The following is a 21,175-nucleotide window of genomic DNA, read 5'->3' as shown; positions in this document are numbered from 1 at the left end:
CTTCTCCGGTCCCGTGCCATTGGCAAAGGTTCTCCCCGCGCTCCCGGCGGCTGTTCCGGGGCGTTCTCTGATGATGATCCTGATCGGGAAAGCTCCCGTGCTCGTTGAGAGGATTATAGGGCATCGGCAGGGGCCTCGGGCATGGAAACAGCCGCGGAGAAGGGCTCTGAATGCGCGTGATTGTGGAAAACTGGCCGGAATGGACCCGATTGGGAGGTGAACCGCGGATGTGAAACGGATTTTGCTCTGCCCGATCCGTCAATCCTGTGCTTGCGGTCAGGGATTTGCTCAGGTCTTTCGGAATCTTACGTAAGACTGCGATTTTTTGGCAATCTCCGGCGCTCTGGACGATCGAGAGACCGGTGCGCATGCGCTGACGACAGGGGCGCCAAAACTGCCCGGCGTTCAGGAGCCGCGCCGTGTTGTGCCCCTTCTCCCATCCCGCAGATCATCCTCATTCTTCCTCCTCCCATATCCAAACCTGACCTAAAACCTCAGATGAAAATCGCCGATGAAATCACTCAATTATATGATAATAAACAGAAAAAACTTGACGGTGCCTGACGCGCTGCCTATATGGGGTTCAAGAGACAGCAAGCCAGCCGAAAGCCAGCGAGCGATCCACATTTTGCCAGCCAGGAGGTCATCATGGCCCATAACTGCAACGCCTGCGCGTTCTATGAAATCCATGCCGCCAACTCCGACAGCCAGCTCTCCGATGCCGGTCTGTGCCGCGCCAACCCGCCGGTGACCCAGAAGGACGCCGACAGCCGCGGCTTCTGGCCTGTCGTCAAGCCGACCGACTGGTGCGGCGAGTTCGCGACGAAGTTCGCAGCTGAATGACGGGTCTCCGGCCCGGCCTTTGACACCACGTTTGCCGAAGGCAGCCCAAGGGCTGCCTTCGGGCGTTTGGGGGAGGGCGCTCAGGTGGGCGGAGGGCTTTCCGGACACTCCAGTGTTGAGATGTTCCTCCTGAAGCCTGTTCCCGCCTGTCCTGAAAAGTGCCACGCTTTCGTCAAGCCGATGGGGCTTTGGAGCAGGTCCGTAACGCATCCGGGAAAAACAACGGTGCTATCGTTCCCTGCATTATTGCCCGCGTTTGGCGTTACGGATTGACCCTGGCGGTCTGGCGATGATGGCTGATCCCGGGGCGTATCCGGTGCGGGCACCGGGACCAGAAGGCTGCGGCATGAGGCGGTGATCCTGGCCTTTCTGGAGCACGCGTAACGCATTTTGCGCGCAAAACAGTGCTTTGCATTCCCCGCGTTCGTAACGCGCTCTGCGTTACTGCTTGCGTTTTGCGTTACAGATTGCCCAGAGCGGTCTGGCGATGATGGCTGATCCCGGGGCGTATCCGGTGCGGGCACCGGGACCGGAAGACTGCGGCATGAGGCGGTGATCCTGGCCTTTCCGGAGCGCGCGTAACGCATTTTGCGCGCAAAACAGAAGATTGCGTTACAGGCGTCATGGGGCTGCGCTGATGATGTGTTCATCGATCCCTTTCCTGGAAAATATCATCTGCGGATTTTTTTTTGCCGCTCCTGACCCTGGTGGCCTGGCGATGATGGGCGGCACCAGAGAGGCCCCGGCGCGGGCGTCTGCGCCGGGGCGGTTCAGTTGATCATTCAGGAGTGCTTCCTTCCGTCACCGTCGTCGCGACACTGTCGGGTGTGGAGATATCTTCGGGTGCCGGGCCCACCTCCTCCGTCCGAACCCGCTCCAGCCATTCCCCGGCGTCTCCGGCATCCATGTCCCTGATTTGCATCAGCGCCCCGGCCATCTCCTCAAGGAGGGGGCGATTGGCAGTGAGGATCTGCGCGGCCCGGCGCTCGGCGTCCTCGATCTGGCGCTGAACGCGGGCGCGGAGGGCCGGATCGCGCAGGTTCTGGGTGTCGTTCTCACCAAGCCAGGCGGGGCCGTGCAGGCCGAGGCCGAACTGGGTATGGATCGCGGTGGCGATCCCCGTCGCCAACGCGAGGTCGGAGTTCGGCCCGCCTCCGGCACCGGCGGAAACATCGCCCAGCACCAGACGCTCGGCGGCGCGGCCGGCCATGAGTTGCGCCAGCCGGTCCCGCATGTCCGAAAGCGTGCCGTGCTTGGGCGCCGCATCGATCATCGTCATGCCGCTGCCCTCGCGCTCGATCAGGATCCGCTGCACCGGGCCGATCCCGAGCGCGGCGCAGGCGATGGCATGGCCGCATTCGTGCAGCGCGATCCGGTGGTCGATCGCGGCATCCTGCGGCGGGGCAAAGACCTTGCGCAGGTCTTCGGGCGTGAGGTCGCGCCCGGCCCCACGCGCTGCCGCCCGGGCCTGCCGGATGACAGCGTCGACATCGGCCGAGGAGCAGCCGACGGCGCGCGACGCCAGATCGCGCAGCACGGCTTCCGACCAGTCCGGCAGGCCGTGCCGGAACACGCCGAACAGCGCATCGGCATCGGGGAGCGGCAGGGCGACCTTCATGTCGAACCGCCCCGCCCGCAGCACGGCGGGGTCGATCAACTCGGGATGGTTGCAGGTGCCGACGACGATCACGCCTTCTTCGCGTGCGATGCTGTCCATCTCGGCGAGGAAGGCGTTGATCACCTGGGTCCGATAGGACCTGCCATGCGTGTCGCTACCTTCGCGCGAGCCCACGGCATCGATCTCGTCGATGATCAGCACGCTCGGGGCGCTGGCCCGGGCATCCGCAAAGGTCTGGCGCATCTCGCGCAGCATGTCGCCGAGATGCCCCGCCGCCTGCCATTGCCCAAAAGTGCCGGTCACCACCGAGAAGCCTGCGCTGTTCCCCATCGCGCGGGCGATCCAGCTCTTGCCGGTGCCGGGCGGACCATAGAGCAGCAGGGTGCGGGTCAGGTCTGCCCAGGCGACCTCGCCCGTCTTCCAGCGGCGCAGGTCGCGCACGATCTGGCGCGCGGCCCGGAGCGCGGGCGTGTCGCCGTGGATGTCCTCGAGCCAGGGACCGGTGTCGGGACCCGGCGCCGCCTGAGCCACCATCGCCGCGATCCGTTCGGCAACGGCCCGCGCCGTCTTCGCCTGCATCGCGAGGGCAAAGCCCAGCATCGGCAGATCGGCGAGCAGCACCTCCGAGGGCAGGGCGGCGCGGACCGCCTCTTCGTCGATCCGCCGCGTCGCCGAATGGCTGGCGCAGAGCGCCGCGATCAGGATATCGGCGCTGACCGGCACGAACCGGCTCTGGTCCAGCGCCTGCGGCATCAGGGCCGGCGGCAGGTCGAGATCCGGGGGCAGGGCGATCAGCACCGGCGTCGCGCTGTCCAGCGCGTCGCGGATCTTGCGCCGGAGTTCGAAGACGGCCAGCTCGCTGAGCTTGCCCTTGCTGTCACGGGTCGTCTCCAGGAAGACCAGCGTGTTCGGGCCCACGCGGACGCCGCGCACCGGGTTTTTTACCTGCCAGCCGGGCGGCAGGAGATGGGCCAGCAAACTCCGCAGGGCCTCGGTGTCATCGGGGAGAACGCCGCGCAACACGGTGACCGCGCCCGGGCGCAGCGCCGCCGCGATACCGTCAGTGCCGAAGCTGGCGGCGAGGCGGACCACCGTCAGCAGGGCGCCGGCGGGGAGCGGAATGGCGGGCGCGTCGGTCCCGGTCACCGAGACCGCGAAAGGATCGCCGCCCTCGTCGCGCAGGGTTTGCGCGATCTCGTCGGGGAGATCGGTCAGGCCCGGGCCTTCGCCGAGCAGCTCGAGGACCGAGGGTTTGGGGGCTTCTGGCGAGGCCGGGATCGTGTCGCCGATGTCATCGGACATCTCGAAGGGCGAGAAACAGGTGCCAACGCTGTCGGCGGTGTGCTGGCGCAGCCGTTCGACCGCCGAGCGGGCGAAGCTCCACCACGCCGGCCGCGAGGTGGGCCTCGTGGAGGCTGGGGCAGCCGGAGTGGATGCGGTCGCCAGAGTTGCCGGGGTGGGTGCGGTATCCGCGGTGGTGTTCATCGGAACGGGTTGGGTCGGGTGCGGCGTCATGGCTGACCTCCGAGGAAAAAGGGGGCGGTCTTCCCGGAGTGGGCCGGGGAGAGGGTTTTGTGAGGGGTGGGGGAAAAAGCGGGAAGATCGGGATAGGGACAGACCGAGAGCGTTCGGTTTTTTACAAAATGTCAGCGAAAACAGTGTCCTTTGAAGGTATCCACCTGAGAGGTCGGCGTGTGGCTCCGGATTTTCTGTGACGGGGCGCGTCGCAAAAAAACGGATACGGCTCTGAACGGTCCAGAAAAAAATCCGGCTCCAAACCTGCGCGATCCAGAAAAAAGCCAGATACGTTCCTGCTTGATCCAGAAAAAATCGCCCAATCTGTCTGGCGCCGATCAGGGTATCGAGGGCGCGTCCGGTTCCAGCGCTTCGCCCAGAACTGGTCCGTCCGGGCCGGGCACGGACAGGCCCAAGGACCAGAACGCGGCTTCGAGGCTCAGCCGGGGATCGGCCTTGATCATGGCGAGCTCGGCATCGCGGACCCGGTGGCGGCTCCGGCGTTCAGCAGTGAAGACCACCGCATTCTCCGGCAGCACCACCAGCGCCAGCAGGTCGAACGCATCGGGCTCATAGGGCCGCAGGCCCTGTGGCGAGCGGCCATAGCCATGATGGGCGTTGAAAAACCAGGCACCGTTCTGGCGCGCGGTGGTGGTCTTCACCTGCAGCCGCAGGATCTGCTCGGGATGCAGGATCAGCCGGTCGACGGCGGTGAACTCGGGCAGCCGCATCACCGACAGGCCGTAGCGCAGCAGGAGGCTGTCGACGAGGCATTCGCCGGCGAGGCCAAGCGCCTTGGCATGGCGGCAGCGGTCTTCGCGCGACAGGTCCGGGAAAGCCCAGAGATGATGCGATCCGGGCGGCAGACACAGCGGCGGCCGGGGCAGCAGCCCGGGGAGCAATGGTTGAAACGTCATGGAGCGGAACTCCTTGGGAAGGGGGAGGGGTCATGGAAAATCCGATATGTGCAGCCTGAACGGCGTCCGAGACCGTGGAAAATCCAGCTTTGGGGGCTGAAAAATGCCGGGGCGTGCGGTCTGAACGGGCTCGGAGTGCTACGGAAAATCTGGTCGGGATTGGCGTGTGCCGGAACATTTGGCCTGACCGGCGTGCGCTCGCCCCGAAGAGGAGCTGGCAGCGACACCGGTCAGAAGGCGGGAAGGTCAGGGCTGTTTACAGCGCCGGGGCGAAGGCGAGGCTGTCCGCGACGGGAGCCTCCGCCTCGACCTCGATCGGATCGAGATAATCCGGCAGGGAGGCCAGCGCATCGAGTCGGATCAGCACTTCGCTCAGCAAGAGGTTCGTCCGCGCCGCAACCGGATGATCTCCGGCACAGCGGAACATCGACGGCATCCGCTGGGGCAGGCTGTGCAGCTGGAGGAACTCCTGCGCATCTTCGCTCGCGAGCATCATGCGGGTCAGCATCGCCATCCGCAGCAGCGGCTTGTCCTCCCGCCGCTGGACCTCGGTCTCGCACAGCGTATTCAGCGCGGCTTCCAGGTCGGCGCGGGTCTGTTCGGCTTCCGCGAGCCAGTCGATGAACGCGACGTCCCACCGGTCGACATGCGCAAGATCGCGCTCCGCCTCGATATGCGCCGACAGCACCGGCAGCAGGGCCGTGAACTGCGCGCTCAGCGGCGAGGGACGGAAATAGCTGATGGGTTCCGAAACAACGGGAACGGTGATAGGCGTGAAATCAGCCATGGTGGTCTCCTTATCCGAGATCAGTGTGGTTAGAGCAAGGCGAGGGGGTCGGATCCCTTGCCTTCGCTCGCTTAATATGGCACATTAGAATAATGGTGTCAATATCGAGATTGGATAAATTCTGTGGCTCCCCCAAAAAAGGATACCGAGGCGATAAATCTCCGTCTCCCTCGGGAACTCATCGCAGCGATTGATGATCGTCGGCGCGTTGAAAAGGACTTGCCTACACGGCCGGAGATGATCCGTCGGGCGCTGGTACAATGGCTGGAAATGACGGCTCCCGATGCTTGATTGAGGGATGTGCCTGCTCAGCCCTTGTGAGGGCCGGCAGTCAAGGTCGGCCCATATTGGACGGCCACCGTTTGGTTTTGCTACCCTGCAGCACTCCCCGAAGCCGACGCTCGAATTTGATACAGCGTGGAATGTCGCCGAACCCCTTTTCTGGACGCAAGCGATCATTCACCCGGAAGCAGGCAACCTACACTTCACGTCTCAATTCGCTGGAGGCTTATGATGGCGCCCCCTCCCGACCTCAGGTATCGAGAAACAACGCCCGGTGGGCACGGGGCTGGCAGCGCAGGTATTGCGGCGCGGCGTGGACCTGTACGCCCAGATGCGCCGCTGCGTGCCAGGGCCAGCGCGGATCGTAGAGGATCCCGCGCGCAAGGGCGACCATGTCGGCATCTCCCGTCGCCACGATGGACTCGGCATGGTCGAAAGCGGTGATCAGCCCCACCGCCACCACCGGCATGTCGACCGCAGCCTTGACCGCGCGGGCCAGCGGCACCTGATAGCCCGGTGCGACGGGGATCTGCTGTCGCGGATCCAGCCCGCCGCTGGAGGCATGGATGGCCGCGCAACCCCGCGCGCGCAGTTCCTGCGCCAGCGCAATGGTCTGGCCAATGTCCCAGCCACCCTCGACCCAATCGGTGCCCGAGATCCGGACCGAGACCGGATAGTCGTCCGGCACGACAGCCTTCACCGCGTCGAAGACCTCCAGCGGAAAGCGCATCCGGTTTTCGAGGCTGCCGCCATACGCATCCTCGCGATGGTTCGACAGAGGCGAGAGAAACTGGTGCAACAGGTAGCCATGCGCGGCATGGATCTGGATCGCGTCGATGCCCAGACGCAGGCTGCGCCGGGCCGCCTCGGCGAACGCATCTCGGATGCGATCCATCCCGGCCTTGTCCAGTGCCTCGGGCGCGTTCTCGTCAGGCGCGAAGGGCTGCGCAGAGGGGGCGACGGTCTGCCAGCCGTTCGGCCGTCCGGGCGGGATCTGCGCCCCGCCCTGCCAGGGCTTGTCGGTCGAGGCCTTGCGCCCGGCATGGGCAAGCTGGATCGCCACCGGAATATCCGACCATCGCCGGATCGCCTTCAGGACCGGGACCATGGCGGCTTCGGTCGCGTCATCCCACAGGCCGACATCGGCATAGGTGATGCGCCCTTCGGGGCTGACCGCGGTGGCCTCGATGGTCAAAAGCCCCGCCCCCGACAATGCAAGCTGACCAAGATGGATCATGTGCCAGTCGGTCATCCGGCCTTCCTCGGCCGAATACTGACACATCGGCGCGATGACCACGCGGTTCGGCATCGAAAGGCTGCCTGCGGCGATAGGGGTGAAGAGTTTGCTCATGGTTCGGCTCCGTCCGGGAGGATCAGGGGAAAGGCTTGCAGCGAAGCCAGGGGATTGGCCGCTGCTGCGGAACCCCGGCCGGCAGGCCAGTTTCGAGACGAAGATGAGTATCGATACACTCTCCGTTCGGTCAACGGCATGAGCGGCCCAAAGCTGCGGGTCGGCGAGGACTCATGCTGCAGGGGCGAATTCCGCTTAGCAGCCGTTCGGCTGGTGACGCAGCAAGAACTCGGCCATGATGGTAGCGAAGCGGGACATTCCCGCCCTTCGCTGGTGCAGCACACGGATAAGATCCGTTCCGCCGAAGCTTGCCCCACAGGGCGGAGAGCCGACATTCGCCGCGACACTCACGAATGGACTGCGCCGCCACCGACGAGGCGGTCGCTGAAAATGACGCCGTCGAGGAGGGTACTTCCTATCCTGCCGAGTATGGGCAGACCGAGCACCGCGCAGGGAACAGTTTCGCCAGATTTTTGCGGAGTGTAGACTCGATCCGTGTGGACATCAGAACGGCCAAGGCATTGAGGCCAACCACGTTTGAACCGCTTGAGCCGCACCTATAAGCGCTGCTCTTGCTGCCTCAGGATTTGCAATGCCATACGCGACACCGATGGCGGCTCCGGCATCAATTGCTGCGTTAACCCGGTTCTGAATCCACCCGGCCAAGGCAGTCGCCGCAGCGAACAGGCGATTATTGCCTTGCTCCACGCTCACAATGTCCGGTTCTTCTACTTGCGTTTGCTGGCGAATTTCATCAATCGCGGCCTTCACCTGCTGCCATTCGTCCCGAGAAACGGCTTGAACGATTTCCAGTTCCTCTGGTGGATTGTTGTGGCCCATCATAGGGGGGGCTTGAGGTTCGGCCTCAAACCTATCCAGAAGCGGTTGGACTATTGCTTCCAATTCATCCAGGCGGCGGATCACCTCGGCGCGCGCTTCAGGCTCCGGCGGCACTGGTACCTGATCCGCGACTACGGGAGGCCATTCACCGTCCCCGTCAACAATCTCTCCCGCCTCAACACGGTCGTCTTCCGGGTGTTCGTAGAAATCGCCACCGGTCGTTGGTGCCCATTCTAGCGTCCCATCTCCCTGCACACGATCAACCGCAAGCATCATCGTATCGAAGTCCACGGCGTCTGAGAACTCAGCTTGGATTTGGTCACTGGCGTCGAAGGGTCCACCCCAGAGGTATACGTACCCGCCCATGTCCTTGTTGTATGGTGTATCGTTTTGGGGGTCCTCAAACTGCTGGTTGAACCACTCGACCATCATCGCGACTTGTTCCTGAGAACTCATCGCACCCACTTCTTCAGCGGAGTAGCCTTGAAAATCCCTAACTGATCCGAAATGTGAAGCCATAGACCGAAATTCGCTCATGTTCTCGTTTCGTCAAGAGATAGAGGAAATCGGTGAGCTCGGAAAGATGAACGGTGCACGCCCCGTACAGGACATAAGCTGGTCGATGTGACCGGGGTTGCCGCGCAAGGTGGAGGCCGCTCCGATGTACGCGCTGCGTTGCTGTAGTTCTGCACCTGCCGACTGACCTTGCTCAAAATGCATCGCAGCGGCAAACAGGAACGGCCACTCCGGAAAATCCGCACCGCTGAATGGGCTCGCCTCTGAATGGCCGCGAAGGGTCCCGCCTGATGTCTCATCTGCGCTGCCTATGAACTCGCTGCAACCTAGCTGAGCGTCGGCGATGGCTCCCCGAGCAACATGCTACGGCATAGCACCCAGCAGATTTTTCTAGGCTGAACTGACCTTAGGCGCGCAGGCAAGGGCGGCCCACTACGGCCGGTCGGCCCCGAGCAATGCTGCGTGGCCGCATTCCCGGAAGCTGCCCTTCGTCTTGATCCGTAGCAAACAACCAGCAAGATTGGATGTGATGCGGCCCATAGTCGCCACTCAGCTTCCCAGAATGCTGCATTGCCGCATTCTCCAAAGCCGCCCTTCGAGGCGTGACGCAGCATGACACGCGGGAGGGCTTGTAGTGATGCGTGACATTCCAGACATTCGCTGATATAAACGCCTAGATATATAGACTGGGTGTCAGTCTACAAACATCTCTTTTAAGCCTATGCGGCTGACACGCTCGAATCTACGAATCCGTCAGTCACTTTGGCCCGTGGCTGAAAAGAAGGCCGATCGGCGAACGCTTGGCATAATCCAATGCCGATTTTGTCTCTCGATTTCTCTTCGGAAGATCTTTCAGCTTGGGTAGATCGAAGGCATTTTGCGCTACGAGGGCTCCTAATCCTATGGCCGGAGTTCCAAGCACCGCTGCTCCGATTTCCAATGATCCGGTTACGAGCCAGCCTCCAATGTCATGGCCGAGAAACTTCCAGCGCTTTTTCTTAAGAGCCTCTATGTTCTGCTTGTGCAGATCGAAAGCTTCTTGGACGTTCGCAACTACTTGATCGGCCGTTCTGTAGAAGCCATCTGGATTAGCTACTGCGATCTCTGAAATTCCTTTACTTAGCATCTCCCTGATTTCTGGCATGGCCCCTTGCTTTCGCATTTCTATCAGCGCTGAGGGAGGAATATTTCCAAGCCACTCAGCATCAGTCGCCGCAGCACGTTGCAGGCCATGCACCATGTGAAGCTCCTTGCGATCATAGGCCAGGTTATCTGTGGACTGGTGCGCCAGCGCGAAATTGAAATACCGCCAAGAGGTTGGTGCATCAAGAAGTGGAATGCTGCCGAAGTCTCGGCTTCTCTGCAGAATGTCGGTAGCCTGCCCCATGCGCCCAAAGATAATGCCCGTCAGAAAGCGTCCTGCGTGTGTCGGAGAGGCTACTCTAAGATCGGTGTTCGCCATGGCTCGCTTCATCTGAGCTAGGAGGTCGCCCTCCCATTCGACGTCGAAAAGGATCATTTCCTTCCTAACGATCAACTTGACTAGGTCCTCAGGTTCGGCGGCGCCCTTCAAAAAGTCTTCGACCTCATCAATGTCATTGAACGTGCGGCCGAAAGCGGTGGACAAATGCTTCGTGGTATCGGATCTGATCATTGATCCTAGCCACTCACGGTTGGATTCATCGAACTTTGTTGGCGGCACTATGGCAACGAGCGGCATATGCTCATCGCATAGGGCTAGCTCTTTGTAATCCATCAAGTTAATTACATGTTTGGCGAATATATATACAGCCTGCTTATAACTTCCAGATTCAAAGACGTGCCTGGATTTTGAAAAAGGATCGTTAAGGGCGATCACATCCAAGTATAGCCCTGAACTAGATGCAATGTTCTGTTGATAAGAAGGGAAGAGATCACCACCAAATACCGCCTTTAGTCCATCAAAGTCTTGAAGATGATATTGGCATACTGCGGTCAAGCTCTCCCAGAAATCATCTAGCATCTCCATACATTTGCGAATGCTAGGGATAATATTTTCCACGTAGGCAGCTGAGGAACTCAATGCCAATCCAACCTCGTGAGCGTCCATGCCGCGCTCTTTGGCACCCTTGATAAGCCAACCCATGTTCAGTTCTAGAAAATCGTAGAACATCTTGTTGATCTCGTAGATGGAGATCTCTGCCTTCATGTCTTCGCGATCCCTCATTATAGACGACATAAAGGCCATTGAGCGAACCGAAGCGTCCACCGTCGACAAATCTACGGTGCCGTCCGGCTTAATTCGAATAGCATCAACGGATGCAGACATTTTGGCGTGGAGATGGGAGGAAAAATGGATCTTGCCTGCTTTCAGTTCCTCAATCAGAATAGCCAATCTCCGCTGCTGTTCCTTTTCGTATTCTAGGTCCATTGCTTGCCCAAAGAGTATAAGTGATCCCGCCGCATGATACTTAGTATACGATACGCAAGCAATAACCCGACAGCCGTGGCTATACCGAATGATCTTGAAGGGCTTTGTTGCGCTCTCTCTGGTCGGCGGATTCATGTTTGTGAGTCAGCGGGTTAGATTGACCGCATGAGCAAGCCCATCCCCTTTTCCGCACGACGAACTGGTCTAGCTACAGTCAGGTTCTGAAACGCCGTGGCTCTCTGATGGTGTGGTTTGACCCGGAGATGTCATGGTTCGCAGTCCCGAACGGAAAGCCGGGTCATCCTGAGAGGTCTTCGGCAGCGGCCATACAGTTTTGCCTGTCGGTCGAGGTGCTGTTCGGACTACCACTCCGACAAACAACTGGGTTCGTAGAGAGCCTGCTGAGCCTATCCGGTCTCGACTGGCCGGTGCCTGACTACACGACGATCTGTCGCAGGCAGAAGCACCTGAAGGTACAGATCCCATATCGTGCCGCGTCCGGGCCGCTGCATCTGCTGGTGGACAGCACGAGGATCAAGTTCTCTGGTGAGGGCGAGTAGAAGGTCCGCAAGCATGGGACCAGCCGCCGTCGCCAGTGGCGCAAGATCCACATCGGTATCGACGCTGATACACTGAAGTGCGGGCGGTGGAGATGACCAGTAACCGCATCGGGATGCACCCGTTCTGCCCGGCCTACTGGCGCAGATACCAGCTGAAGAGCGGATCGACAGCGTTACCGCCGATGGTATCTATGACACCAAGGGCTGCCACGGCGCCATCGCGGCCCGAGGCGCCGATGCCGTTCGGGCACTCTCTCGGACCGATGGCGTTCGTGCCCTCACTACCTCCCGCGACGAAATGCCAGGGCCTGGAAAGGGCACGATCCCGGCCCGCAGGCGCAAAACAAAGCGCTACGTGCCTCCAAATGGTTCGGACGGACCCACTGGAAGAAATGGTCCGGATATCACTGACGAAGTCGCGTGGAAGCCAAGATGAGATGCGTCAAGCTCCTGGGCGAGCGCATCATGGCCAGAGACTTCGACAGGCAGGATGCAGAGGTTCAGATCCGCATCGCACTCATGAACCGCTTTACCTCACTCGGCACGCCCGAGACCGTCCGCATGCGCTGAAGATATCTGGGAAAGAGATACGTCCAGCCAAAACCCGAATAGCGGGACAAAGCCAATCAGGCGTGCTCGTTGATTTCATCATCAAACGGAGACCACTTAACTGCTGCTGCAGGCTTCAATATTTCGTTTACTTGAGCGAGAGGATTTCGGTGATTAAAATAGGCGCCTTTTCTCGCTGTTGGATGAGGACAGTAAACATTGGGAATTTCCTTTTTATCACGCTTGGTGGCCGTAGAAAGGATTTTCTTGGCTTTCTTTCCAAGCAATAGAAAAACTGGTGGATCATCTCTCTCAGCCAAACGCTTTATTAGCCGCAGAGTTACAGGCTTCCAGAGCGCAGCGTGCGCGCGCTGAATTCGATCGCGACGATATTTTAGCTCTTTTTTGCTAGGAAGGGGCGCGCTTTCGGTGAAGGTCCAAGCAGCGTTTAGAAACAGAACCCCCTCTTCTGCCAATCTGTCAAAGTACATTGTCATTGCCTCTGTTTCGGAAAAATATTGATCTGCATCATCTCTGATTAGACTCCACCCCGACGCATTTTCGTCCGCCTTCTGATTTTGATTCGATACCGTAACGGCTGATTGAAGGAGTCGCCTCAAGCTAATTGCGATACCGCTGTGGGCCGCACCATCCTCAAAGGCTCGACCCGTGGCGCGATCCCGTTCGGGATATGGATCCTGCCCAATAACGCAGACTCGAACTTGATTTGGAGCGATCCCACGGAATGCGCGGAACAGGTGTCGTTGATTTTGATCGGGCAACAGTGACGGATATGGTGAAGAAAATTCACCTTCCTGAACCTTATTAAGTGCGTGCGCCGTGAAGTCTGGACTAACATTATCAAACTCCTGTCTCCAGCTTAACGGAACAGCATCGGCCCATCCGGCCTCAAGTGCATTGGCCATGGTGTCTTTTAAGGTCATTGCTGCGTTCCTATTCTCTGTTCCCGCTCAGATCAGGCAAAGGGTATTTAGTGAGATTCACGGTCGTCATATGCATGTATTCTGCGATGCGTTGCAAGGTTGACGGTGCCGTGACGAGCGACCAAAAGGCTTCAGTAGCCGCATCGCCAAGAAGCCGTAGTCGCAACGTGGCGATCCACTCTTTTGACTGCTCCCGACTTTGTAATCGGTTCGCAAATATTTTTCGCTGCGCTTGGCGCGAGTGGCAGCTCTTTTAACGTCGCCGCAGCGACCACTCGACACTGCCATCAGGCCGCTTACCGCCCTCTCCAACATTTTCCGGTTTGGATGCCGCTGGTTTTATCGCATCGCCATGCCATATTTTGAATTGCCGAGCGCGATATTTCTCGGATGGTCTTCTTGGACCGTTGGACCGTTGGACCGTTGGACCGTTGGACCGTTGGACCGTTGGACCGTTGGACCGTTGGACCGTTGGACCGTTGGACCGTTGGACCGTTGGACCGTTGGACCGTTGGACCGTTGGACCGTTGGACGGACTCTATCTGCCCGTGGCGACCACAGCCAGGTTCTTAAAAAAGCGGCACGCCTACGTCAGGCACCGCATATCATGTAAACAATCATTTGCTTTTTGCGGCTTAAAGGCAAACGATTCTTGACATGAAACTCCTCCTCGAAACCCGCCGCGCGCGCGGCATGACGCAATCCGATGTCGCGCAGGCGGCCGGGGTCAGCGTGCCGACGGTCCGGGCGCTCGAACGCGGCGAAGGGAGCATCCGGTCGCTCGTCGTGGTGATGGCGGTGCTGGATCTGCGCTGGGCCTGGGCACGCGAGATGGATGGCGGCGGCTCGGAGCTCGCCGGGCGGCGTCGGGCGCGGGGGCTGAGCCAGGCGGATCTGGCGCGCCGTGTCGGCTGCAGTCGGCCTACGATCATCGCGCTGGAGCAGGATCTTGTCGGGACGGTGGCGACGCTCGTGCGTGCCCTTGCCATTCTCGGGTTGCGTTCCGCCTTGCGCCCGGTTGCCACCGGTCGCGGCGGGCTGGTGCCGGCGACGAATGCGCCCGAGCGGGATCTGGTGATGACGCCGCCGGATTTGGCGGCAGCCATCATAGCCCATTTCGCGCCCCGGATGACGGGCAGCGTGCTGGATCCGGCAAAGGGGCAGGGCGCGTTCCATGACCGGTTTCCGGCGCATCTCGAGCGACACTGGTGCGAGATCGGCGAAGGGCGGGATTTCCTGGACTGGAGCCAGCCGGTCGACTGGGTGATGACGAACCCGCCCTGGTCCCGGCTGCGGGTCTTCAGCCAGCATGCGATGAGGATCGCCCCGAACATCGTCTGGCTGGCGCCGCTGACCAACCTGACGACGCGGGCCCGGCTGCGAGATTTGGAGGAGAACGGCTTTGGGATCGCCGAGCTGGTCAGGATCGACACGCCGAAGGATTGGCCGCAGAGCGGTTTCCAACTGGTCGCGGCCTGGCTGCGGAAAGGTCATGCGGGGCCGTGGGCCGTCTCGAGGCTGGGTGAGAGCGCCGCGCCAATAAGCGCGTAATTCTCCCGGCATGGCGGTATCCGGTGGAGACCTCAGGAACATAGCGAAGTTCTTTACGGCCCGGCGTGCACAGTCTGGGGCTTTGCGGCGATGGTCTTCGATTCTCCGCCGGTGCAGCAGCGTAGTTTATCTTCCCCGCTATTCCTCCGGGGGCCTGACCAATTCCATATGGCTGACGCCGAGGGCGAGCGAGAGCTCGTAGAGGGTGATGATCGTCGGGTTGCGCTTGCCGCGTTCGAGATCGCTCAGGTATTGCTGGCTGAAGCCTGAACGTTCCTCGACCTGCTCCTGCGTCAGCCCCTGTTGCTGGCGCAGGCGCGCGAAATTGTGACCGACGAGCTTGCGCATATCCATGCAGGCATGGATCGCAGTTCGGGCTTTTCTTTTTTACATACTAAAATGTGTTGAGCGCGAGGCGGGCATCATTTCCCGCCATCCGCATCAAAGGCATTGCCGACACATGACCCTGAAATCCCTTCTCCTTTCCGCCGCCCTAACATGTTCTGGCATCACCGCCTCCGCCGAGGTGATCGAGTTCCCCGACGATGAATTTTGGCTGGGACTGTCGAAGTCGCTCTACGGCGGACAGCCGGATTTCGAAAATCTGGCGAAGCGCACGCCCGCCTACAGGGAGGCGGATGACCACGGCGACGAATACCGCGCTGATCATCTCGCTCTGCACGGTGTTCACGCCGTTTCTGGATTTCGGCTTGCGACGGCGATTGCCGCCCGCCGGCATCATCGCCAGGGCCGACATTGCCGTCGCCGGCGTGGCGGTGCTCGGGGCGGGGGATCTGCTGGTGCTGGCGGCGGCGGGCCTGCGCGCGGTGATGGTGGTTTCGGACCAAGCGCCTGATGGCGGGGCGCGGATTGTCCTCGGCGGCGCTGACGGCGGTGTAGGCGGCCACGGTGGCCGGGCTGACGCTGGCCGTGCTTCTGGCGCAGGTCAGTCCGACAGGTCTGGTCATCCATACCGGGCCGGGGTTCTGGGCCGCCGTCGGTTTCCTGTCGCTGTTCTGCACCATCGGCGTGTTCTACGTGCAGAACAGCGCGGTGCGGCGCACCAGCCCAACCCGCGTGAGCTTGCTGATGGGGACCGAGCCGCTCTTCGGCTTCGCACTGGCCTGGATGCTGCTGTCGGAGCCCGCGACGCCCACCACGCTGATCGCGGCGCGGGGTTGATCGTGGGGGGCAGGTTCCTCGGCCTCGCCGCGGAGCGCAGAGGCTGATCCGGGCTGTGCTGTCAGGCCCGGATCGCCAGACGTGGGGGCAAAGATCAGCTGTCCTTGTCCGCCTGCCAGATCGAGGTGAACCCGCCATTCGCCTGGAACACACCGTCATCACCGCCGACCAGTCCGACCACGCCGAGCGTATCGCCCACGTCGATCGCGGTGCCGTCGATCGTGCCGGTGTGCGACGAGACATAGGCGCCGTTTTCCCGGTAATGGACCGAGGCCGAGGCGTCCGCGAATGCTCCGTTCTGCAGGGAACTGCCGCCGTAATACTCGATCGAGTTCGATCCGGTGCCATTGTAAGCGGTGGCCATGCCACCGAAATCGGCCGTGCCTTTTTCGGTGTCGAGCACGATGATCGAATCGCCCGTTCCGACATTCCAGGTGGTGCCGCCGTCAACGGTATAGTTGACCTCGAAGGTGCCGTTGTAGCGGCCGTCAGGCGATTTCGTCGTCGCGACCAGACCGTCGTCGAGCGTGTAGAGACGGGTGTCGTCGCCGGAGACATACTGGATCAGTCCGTAGCTGCCATCCGCGAACCTGTCCGCGGTCACAGTGACGGTTTCGCCGTTCGAGCTCGTCGTTCGCTGAACGCGGGAGATATCCTTGTCCGAACCGTAGGGACTGTTGACCGTCGTCGCCCCCTGTTCGAGGAAGCTGATCAGATCGGCCGAGGAGGTCGATGTCGGTTGAGTGACCGTGCCATTGACCGGCGGGGTGACCGAGGCGCTGCCCGAGCCGTTTCCGCCACTCCCACCGCCCCCACAGGCAGCCAGAACAGAAAGCGGAATAATTGCCAGAATTTTCGGGGAAAACATCATGCGGAGCCTCAATCTGAATGGCGATGGTTCCCCATCTGTCTCCGATAATCTGTCAGGCATCAAGCAGAAATACACACTAAGATATGTATTTCTGCGGGGCCGGGATATAGGGATCGGGTGTTCATCCTGATCCCGGAAATCCCGTGCTTCGTCTCATAATCCTGCTGTTCTGCGCCCTGATCCAGTTTCTGCCCGCCCGTCCAGCGCGAGCGGAGCTTCGTTTCGCTGATATGATTCAGGCAATCCGGCTCGGCGGCACGGAGCGGATGATGGTCTTTGCGTTCTCCGATCCCGGTCTGCCCGGGCCGGCCCGCGCGGCCCGCGAACGGATCCTGCTGGGGATGGGAGTGCGGGGTGCTGCGGGAGCCGTGACGCGGCGCAGCCTGACCTTCGCCCCGGTTCTGACCTGGGACAGCAACATCAACGGCGGCTATGGCAATTCGGGGTTCACCTTCGCCGGGCTGCCGTTCTCGATCGACGACCGCTATTATGCTGTTGGCGGGGTGCTGATTGGAGGCAGCCTCAGTGGGGCCTTGCGAATGGCGCTTGGCGGTCAGACCGGGCTTGCGTTCGCCGCAAATGCCAGTGCCGCCTGGGCGCCCGAGCATGACATGGGAAAGCTGTCCTCTGGCGTTTCGGCCTGCGTCAACCACATGGTCAGCTATGCTACCTGGGGTTACGGATGCCTGGACGCAAGCTGGCGGCGGATCGATCTTGGCGAGACCGGTCGATACGGGGCGCGGGCGGGCGTGAACCATGCCTTCTTCTCGGGGGTCGGCATCCATGAGGTCACCGTCGAGGTCCAGCACAACCGGCACGATGCAGGGCGCGTTTATGATCAGAACGTTGGAAGCGTTTCGCTAACCTCTGCTCTTTCCGGCGGATACGCTTTCGCGGTGGGCATCCACATTGCGGAGAAGATCGACCGGGTTAACGTGATGCGGGAACGGATCTGGATCGGTGCGGGCTTCGGGCTCCTCGAGCACCCGGCCTCGATCATGATCGGCACCCAGAGGAACCGGGGCGGGAGTTTCCTCGGCGAGGGTCTCGACAAACGCATCTGGTCGGTGGGCCTGTCGTATCAGGTCAGCGAGACCATCAGCGTTTCTGCCTATGGGGCGAAGACCTACAGCAACGTGGCATTCTATGATGACAGCCAGTTTGGCCTGAGCTTTGATTGGAGGTTTCGGGTTCGATGAGAACAGCCATGGCGAGGAACTTTTGTTGGATTCGTGCGGTGGCATGATGACAGCCTGTGGCGAGTCGGTTGGACATATCTGGAGGCTTGAATGGCGGGCTGGTCTTCGGAACAGCGATCTGCCCAGACCTCAATCGTCGTGCAGAGGGCGATTGATGGACGGTGCGACTTTGGCCACTACGACCGTGTCGGCTTATGGGTCGGGATGGGAATGATCGGGCAGGATCAATGTCCGGCATGACTGCAAGGCGGTTGTGGGGCATGGGCATCGGATGAACAGACTGCGGTTTTCCGGGTTCATCTTCTGACCGATAATAATGTTTCGAGCCGACGTTCGGGCATTTTTGTGTCGACATTCCATATTATCGGGCCGGGTAATTTTTTGGACCTTGTTCTGTGAGAGAAGTTTTTAGATGGGCTCGAATGCCGCATGTTCGAGAAGATGGTGCTCGCTCAAATATCTGAAATCATTTAATATGGATTTTATCCGGTCTGCGAATATGTCCGGAAAAACTCGTGCGGCTTGCCACATTTGTATCGACCCAGCGGAATCTGCTCAGGTTAAGCTGCTAATCTGAATGCCTCGGCAGGCGTGCGCATGGCAAGCGCCTGGTGAGGGCGGCGGTTGTTGTAGAAGCTGATCCAGTCACCGATAGCGCGTGTTGCGTGTTGCGTGCTGGATGCTGTCGAAGCGCTGGCGATGGACGCATTGCTCCTTCAGCGTCCGGATCACGCGCTCGACCATGCCATTCTGCTGCGGGATGAGCCATGGTGCCGCCACGGGTTCAAGGCCCATGGCGAATGTGGGGTGATGAGCTCCTGCTTCAGGCCATAGCTGCGGACCAGCGCGGTGAACTTGCGACTGGTGAACACCAGGCCATTGTCCGACCTCAGAAGGAACGCAGCTGGCACCCGGCCCAGGGTGCCGAGACCCACGTGATCAGCGCATGCTCCAACGCACTGGCGGCGGTCGTGGCTTTGCCCGAGCGCGACATATGCCAGCCCAACAGCTCGCGTGTGTGGCAATCGATGAGTGAGGAAGATCAGAAAACGGTCCGGGGGACCGTTTTCCTGACGAACGGCCAGCGTGGCCCAGCCATCCCGCCCGGCCCAGATACGGCACATGTCGGTCGACCAGCGTTCGTTTGGGGCCGTGGCCACGGATGGGATTGCCTCGATGCGGGGACGCATGCCGATGGGACGCTTTCGAACCTGCCAGCCCTTGAGCTGAAAGACCCGCTGAACCGTGTTCTTGTTGAAGCCGAGAAGCCAGGCCACCGTCCTGTAGCCGAAGGACGGTTCCTGCTCGATCATGGCCTTGATCGGTTCGGCGAAGCGCGGATCGACCTTCGGAGCCGCCTTGGTTGGCCGGTAATAGACGGTCCGGCGGGGCACCCCAAACCAGGCACAAAGCTTTGTCAGTGGCACCGTAATACCCTCAGCGAGAAGGCCCTGATGGATGCTCTGGATCATTTGTCGTCCGCATCCAGCAGGGCCTGGTATTTTTTTCGCGCGCGCAACTCCAGCATGGCCTCGCCATAGGCCTCCTGAAGATCCTTCAGCTGCTTCTCGTATTGTTCCCGAATGTCGAGCGGGTTCGCACGTAGGGAGTTCTCCATCCCCCGCTTGGCGTCATCGATCCAGCCCTCGATCTCAGAGGGCGACAGATCGAAGGATCGGCTGGCCTCCGCCACCGTAGTCTTGCCCTGAATAATCTCGATAACCAGCGCCGTCTTACGCTTCGCTGTCCAGCGCTTGATACTGTCGTCCATGGTCACACTCATTGCTACGTTCTCCCTTGTAGCATGAGCAGATTTCCACTGGGTCGATACACATTTGTGCAAAATAAAATCCCGAGGATGATGTCCCAGCTGATGGTGTAGCTGTCGGTGGGCCTCGCGCTCTGATGCGGGCCGAGCAGGTCAGTCGCGCTGCGCGGCAGGCAGGCTGATCATGACATCATCGCAGACCGGTGCGAGCGTTTCCAGTGTCATGTAACGTCCACGCTGGACGGTCCATTCCTCGGTCTGCTCCATCAGGATCGCGCCCACCAATCTGCGGATGGAGGCCTCGTTGGGGAGTGAGGCGGAAAAGCAAGTCTTCCGGTGGAAGGATTGCCCGCCAAACGCCAACGACGCCGGTGCGCCGCTTAATCTCGCCGTTCAGGCGTTCGATCGGATTCGTGCTGTGTCATTTCGCGCGGTGCTGGGCGGGGAAGGTCATGCAGGCCAGCACGTCCTCCTCCGCCGTGTCCATGAGCGTGGCGCGTTTCGGAAGCTTGGGCCGCATCTGGTCCGCCACCAGCCGCCACCGGGTCTTGGCCGCGGCATGGTCGGGCTGGGCAAAGGCGGTGGCGATGAAGGCGGAGACCACCCTGCGGCTGCTCTTGCCCGCATGGGCCAGGGCATTGCGCTGGAAATGCACCCGGCAGCGCTAGCCAGGTGGTGGACAAAACCCGGGCCGTGGCCGCCTTGATGCCCTCATGCGCATCGCTGATCACCAGCTTCACGCCTCACCAGCTTCGCGCCGGAGAGGCCGCGGCGGACAAGATCGCGTGAGACAACTCGGCCCCGAACGGCTCCGCCGCGGAAGCACCGATCGCCATGCCCAACACTTCGCGGCGGCCATCAGTGTTCACGCTCACCGCGATCGTCACGGCGACAGACACGATCCGGCCACCTTGGCGGACCTTGAGACAGGTCGCGTCGATCCAGAGATAGGGCCATTCGCCCTCGATCGGACGGGTGAGAAAGGCGTCGACCCGCTCGTCTATTTCTTCGCAGAGCCGGCTGACCTGGCTCTTGGAGATGCCGGGGCCGCCCATCGCCTGCATGAGGTCATCCATCGACCGCGTCGACACACCATGAACATAGGCGTCCTGGATGACAGCCGTCAGAGCCTTTTCCACCGAGCGCCGGGGCCCGCGAAAGGACGGGAAATAAGAGCTCGTGCGCAGGCGCGGGATGCGCAGCTCGACACCGCCGGCCCGGGTCTGCCAATCGCGATCACGATAACCGTTGCGCTGTGCCAGCCGCTCGGGGCTCTTCTCGCCGTAGTCGGCGCCGGTCTTGGCGCCGACCTCCAGCTCCATCAGACGTTCGGCGGCGAAGCCGATCATCTCACGCAGCAGATCGGCATCTCCGCTCTTCTCCACCAGTGCGCGGAGGTCCATCATGGGTTTGGTCATCGGGTCTGTCCCTCGGTTCAGGTTGGTTGTCGCAACCCGACCCTACCGAGAAAC

The 21,175-nt window shown here is 61.0% G+C and carries 22 protein-coding genes and 1 pseudogene; 9 read left to right on the top strand and 14 right to left on the bottom strand.

Annotation, left to right across the window (positions count from 1 at the left end; all coding sequences use genetic code 11):
* The first annotated feature begins 648 nt into the window (after positions 1-648).
* Entirely contained in the window at positions 649-843 is a 195-nt protein-coding gene (locus D2T30_RS20440) for a hypothetical protein (RefSeq protein ID WP_128210339.1), read from the top strand.
* A 778-nt stretch (positions 844-1,621) separates the two neighbouring features.
* Here the strand turns inward: D2T30_RS20440 and D2T30_RS20435 are convergent.
* The 3 genes from D2T30_RS20435 to D2T30_RS20425 all read right to left on the bottom strand — a co-directional run bounded on the left by D2T30_RS20435 (position 1,622) and on the right by D2T30_RS20425 (position 5,680).
* Complete coding sequence (locus tag D2T30_RS20435; protein WP_241651358.1) at positions 1,622-3,976, bottom strand: AAA family ATPase; 2,355 nt, start codon at positions 3,974-3,976, stop codon at positions 1,622-1,624.
* Positions 3,977-4,314: 338 nt separating this feature from the next.
* Positions 4,315-4,893: a hypothetical protein gene (locus D2T30_RS20430; RefSeq protein WP_128210338.1), complete on the bottom strand. Its 579-nt coding sequence runs from the start codon at positions 4,891-4,893 to the stop codon at positions 4,315-4,317.
* Between the two features lie 256 nt (positions 4,894-5,149).
* Complete coding sequence (locus D2T30_RS20425; protein WP_128210337.1) at positions 5,150-5,680, bottom strand: hypothetical protein; 531 nt, start codon at positions 5,678-5,680, stop codon at positions 5,150-5,152.
* Positions 5,681-5,803: 123 nt separating this feature from the next.
* Here D2T30_RS20425 and D2T30_RS20420 point away from each other — a divergent pair, with 123 nt between their 5' ends.
* Positions 5,804-5,971 carry a ribbon-helix-helix protein, CopG family gene (locus D2T30_RS20420; protein WP_128210336.1) on the top strand — a complete coding sequence of 56 codons (168 nt, stop codon included), beginning with the start codon at positions 5,804-5,806 and terminating at the stop codon, positions 5,969-5,971.
* Positions 5,972-6,212: 241 nt separating this feature from the next.
* Here the strand turns inward: D2T30_RS20420 and D2T30_RS20415 are convergent, their stop codons facing one another.
* The 3 genes from D2T30_RS20415 to D2T30_RS20405 all read right to left on the bottom strand — a co-directional run bounded on the left by D2T30_RS20415 (position 6,213) and on the right by D2T30_RS20405 (position 11,043).
* Positions 6,213-7,313: an NADH:flavin oxidoreductase/NADH oxidase gene (locus tag D2T30_RS20415; RefSeq protein ID WP_128210335.1), complete on the bottom strand. Its 1,101-nt coding sequence runs from the start codon at positions 7,311-7,313 to the stop codon at positions 6,213-6,215.
* 504 nt (positions 7,314-7,817) lie between these two features.
* Complete coding sequence (locus tag D2T30_RS20410; protein ID WP_128210334.1) at positions 7,818-8,690, bottom strand: hypothetical protein; 873 nt, start codon at positions 8,688-8,690, stop codon at positions 7,818-7,820.
* Positions 8,691-9,426: 736 nt separating this feature from the next.
* Positions 9,427-11,043, bottom strand: coding sequence for a hypothetical protein (locus D2T30_RS20405; RefSeq protein WP_128210333.1), 1,617 nt, complete (start codon positions 11,041-11,043; stop codon positions 9,427-9,429).
* A 278-nt stretch (positions 11,044-11,321) separates the two neighbouring features.
* Between D2T30_RS20405 and D2T30_RS24230 the strand changes: the two genes are divergently transcribed.
* From D2T30_RS24230 to D2T30_RS24220, 3 genes are all read left to right on the top strand, one after another.
* Positions 11,322-11,639, top strand: coding sequence for a transposase (locus D2T30_RS24230; protein ID WP_394343123.1), 318 nt, complete (start codon positions 11,322-11,324; stop codon positions 11,637-11,639).
* 124 nt (positions 11,640-11,763) lie between these two features.
* Positions 11,764-12,075 (top strand): hypothetical protein, encoded by a 312-nt coding sequence (locus tag D2T30_RS24225; protein ID WP_394343124.1) that lies wholly within the window; start codon positions 11,764-11,766, stop codon positions 12,073-12,075.
* The gene (locus D2T30_RS24220; protein WP_380729157.1) at positions 12,060-12,209 is read left to right on the top strand and encodes a hypothetical protein; all 150 of its coding nucleotides are present in this window, start codon (positions 12,060-12,062) and stop codon (positions 12,207-12,209) included. Before D2T30_RS24225 ends, D2T30_RS24220 begins: the two co-directional genes overlap by 16 nt.
* A gap of 56 nt (positions 12,210-12,265) precedes the next feature.
* Here D2T30_RS24220 and D2T30_RS20395 read toward each other — a convergent pair whose 3' ends face one another.
* Positions 12,266-13,132 carry a uracil-DNA glycosylase family protein gene (locus D2T30_RS20395; RefSeq protein WP_128210332.1) on the bottom strand — a complete coding sequence of 289 codons (867 nt, stop codon included), beginning with the start codon at positions 13,130-13,132 and terminating at the stop codon, positions 12,266-12,268.
* 657 nt (positions 13,133-13,789) lie between these two features.
* Here D2T30_RS20395 and D2T30_RS20385 point away from each other — a divergent pair.
* Complete coding sequence (locus tag D2T30_RS20385; RefSeq protein ID WP_128210330.1) at positions 13,790-14,683, top strand: helix-turn-helix transcriptional regulator; 894 nt, start codon at positions 13,790-13,792, stop codon at positions 14,681-14,683.
* A gap of 138 nt (positions 14,684-14,821) precedes the next feature.
* Here D2T30_RS20385 and D2T30_RS20380 read toward each other — a convergent pair whose 3' ends face one another.
* Positions 14,822-15,037 carry a helix-turn-helix domain-containing protein gene (locus D2T30_RS20380; RefSeq protein ID WP_128210329.1) on the bottom strand — a complete coding sequence of 72 codons (216 nt, stop codon included), beginning with the start codon at positions 15,035-15,037 and terminating at the stop codon, positions 14,822-14,824.
* A 106-nt stretch (positions 15,038-15,143) separates the two neighbouring features.
* On the opposite strand from D2T30_RS20380, the gene D2T30_RS23445 reads away from it, so the two are divergent.
* Both D2T30_RS23445 and D2T30_RS23440 read left to right on the top strand, forming a co-directional pair.
* Entirely contained in the window at positions 15,144-15,539 is a 396-nt protein-coding gene (locus D2T30_RS23445) for a hypothetical protein (RefSeq protein WP_206613029.1), read from the top strand.
* Between the two features lie 53 nt (positions 15,540-15,592).
* A complete protein-coding gene (locus tag D2T30_RS23440) occupies positions 15,593-15,865 on the top strand; it encodes an EamA family transporter (protein ID WP_206613028.1) in 273 nt (90 codons plus the stop codon).
* A 94-nt stretch (positions 15,866-15,959) separates the two neighbouring features.
* Here D2T30_RS23440 and D2T30_RS20370 read toward each other — a convergent pair whose 3' ends face one another.
* Positions 15,960-16,736, bottom strand: a complete 777-nt coding sequence (locus D2T30_RS20370; protein ID WP_128210328.1) for a hypothetical protein — start codon at positions 16,734-16,736, stop codon at positions 15,960-15,962.
* Positions 16,737-16,966: 230 nt separating this feature from the next.
* Here D2T30_RS20370 and D2T30_RS20365 point away from each other — a divergent pair, with 230 nt between their 5' ends.
* Positions 16,967-17,935 (top strand): hypothetical protein, encoded by a 969-nt coding sequence (locus D2T30_RS20365; RefSeq protein ID WP_128210327.1) that lies wholly within the window; start codon positions 16,967-16,969, stop codon positions 17,933-17,935.
* Between the two features lie 560 nt (positions 17,936-18,495).
* Here D2T30_RS20365 and D2T30_RS24215 read toward each other — a convergent pair.
* From D2T30_RS24215 to D2T30_RS20350, 5 genes and pseudogenes are all read right to left on the bottom strand, one after another.
* Positions 18,496-18,588, bottom strand: a complete 93-nt coding sequence (locus D2T30_RS24215; RefSeq protein ID WP_380729186.1) for an integrase core domain-containing protein — start codon at positions 18,586-18,588, stop codon at positions 18,496-18,498.
* Positions 18,581-18,679 carry a hypothetical protein gene (locus D2T30_RS23975; protein ID WP_277749569.1) on the bottom strand — a complete coding sequence of 33 codons (99 nt, stop codon included), beginning with the start codon at positions 18,677-18,679 and terminating at the stop codon, positions 18,581-18,583. Before D2T30_RS23975 ends, D2T30_RS24215 begins: the two co-directional genes overlap by 8 nt.
* Positions 18,664-19,407, bottom strand: coding sequence for a hypothetical protein (locus D2T30_RS20360; RefSeq protein ID WP_206613027.1), 744 nt, complete (start codon positions 19,405-19,407; stop codon positions 18,664-18,666). Before D2T30_RS20360 ends, D2T30_RS23975 begins: the two co-directional genes overlap by 16 nt.
* Entirely contained in the window at positions 19,404-19,706 is a 303-nt protein-coding gene (locus D2T30_RS20355; RefSeq protein WP_241651357.1) for a transposase, read from the bottom strand. The genes D2T30_RS20360 and D2T30_RS20355 overlap by 4 nt, the downstream gene beginning before the upstream one ends.
* Positions 19,707-19,856: 150 nt before the next feature.
* Positions 19,857-21,121: pseudogene (locus tag D2T30_RS20350) on the bottom strand (IS256 family transposase).
* Between the last annotated feature and the right edge of the window lie 54 nt (positions 21,122-21,175).

This window comes from Paenirhodobacter populi (assembly GCF_004022215.1).
Lineage (GTDB): Bacteria > Pseudomonadota > Alphaproteobacteria > Rhodobacterales > Rhodobacteraceae > Rhodobacter > Rhodobacter populi.
Note: the sequence above shows the minus strand (reverse complement) of the source record. Positions and strands in the feature narration are given on the sequence as shown.